General features: G+C 64.9%; 1 protein-coding gene. It reads right to left on the bottom strand.

The window, feature by feature from the left end:
- A partial coding sequence (locus EUA94_RS21960; protein WP_129429053.1) for an IS256 family transposase occupies positions 1–1271 on the bottom strand: 1271 nt, incomplete at its 3' end.
- Positions 1272–1338: the final 67 nt, after the last annotated feature.

Consider the following 1338-nt stretch of genomic DNA (forward strand, 5'->3'; position numbering starts at 1 on the left):
GCCGGCCAGCGGTCGGCGAAGGTGATCGCGAACGCGTTGAGCGCTGGCTTCCACCTCATGGTCCATCGTGCCCGTCCTTGGCCGGTCGGGTCGAGGGATCTGGTGACCAGGTAGAGACACTTCAGCGCGGCCTGCTCGGTCGGGAAGTGGCCTCTGGCCTTGACCGCCCGGCGGTAGCGGGCGTTGAGGGACTCGATCGCGTTCGTTGAGCACAGCACGGTGCGGATCTCGACGTCGTAGTCCAGGAACGGGATGAACTCCTCCCACGCGTTGTTCCACAACCGGATGATCGCCGCGTACTTGGTGCCCCACTTCTCAGTGAGCTCCTCCAGCGCAGCTCTCGCGGCAGCGGCGTTGACCGCGGTGTAGATCGGCTTCACGTCGTGCTTCAACGCGTCCCAGTCGCGCCGCGACGCCAGCCGGAATGTGTTGCGGATCAGATGGATGATGCAGGTCTGGACTGTGGTCAAGGGCCACACGTTCCCAACGACCTCCGGGAGTCCCTTCAGCCCGTCACAGACGACGAAGAAGGTGTCCTTCACACCGCGGTTGCGCAGATCGGTGAGCACGCTCATCCAGAACTTCGCGCCCTCACCGCCGGTGCCGGCCCACAGGCCCAGGACGTCCTTCTCTCCGGCCAGGGTGACTCCGATCGCCGCGTAGACAGGGCGGTTGGCGACCTGACCGTCGCGGACCTTGACCATGATCGCGTCGATGAAGATGGCCGCGTAGACCTCGTTCAGGGGACGGGTGGTCCAGGTCTGCATCTCCTCGAGGACCTTGTCGGTGATCCGACTGATCGTCTCCTTCGACACCGAGGCGCCGTAGATCTGGGCGAAGTGCGCCGAGATCTCTCCGGTCGTCAGACCGCGGGCGTAGAGCGACAGCACGATCTCGTCGACCTCGGTGAGCCGGCGTTGTCGCTTCTTGACGATCACCGGCTCGAAGGTCCCGTCGCGGTCGCGTGGGACCTCGAGCTCGACCTCGCCCGTGGCGTGGGTCAGCACCGTCTTGGGTCGAGTCCCGTAGCGGACGTTGCCCGACTCGCGATCAGCAGCGGCACGGTTCTTCTCGTGCCCCAGATGCTCGGTCATCTCCTCATTGAGCGCTGTCTCCAGGACGCTCTTCGTGAACTGCTTGAGCAGACCCTCGGGTCCGGTCAGGGACAGCCCCTTCTCCTTCGCGAACGCCACCAGTTCCTTGGCGGCCAGCTCCTCCGCAGAGGGCTGGGCCTTCTTCTTCGCGGGCACATCGCCCAGTGTCGTGGTCATCACGGCACCTTCCCCGCTGACACTCGTCAGCGCGTCAGGCCGGAAACACCGTTAAATCCACAGTCCC

Source organism: Nocardioides zhouii (assembly GCF_004137345.1).
In the GTDB taxonomy this organism is placed as follows: domain Bacteria; phylum Actinomycetota; class Actinomycetes; order Propionibacteriales; family Nocardioidaceae; genus Nocardioides; species Nocardioides zhouii.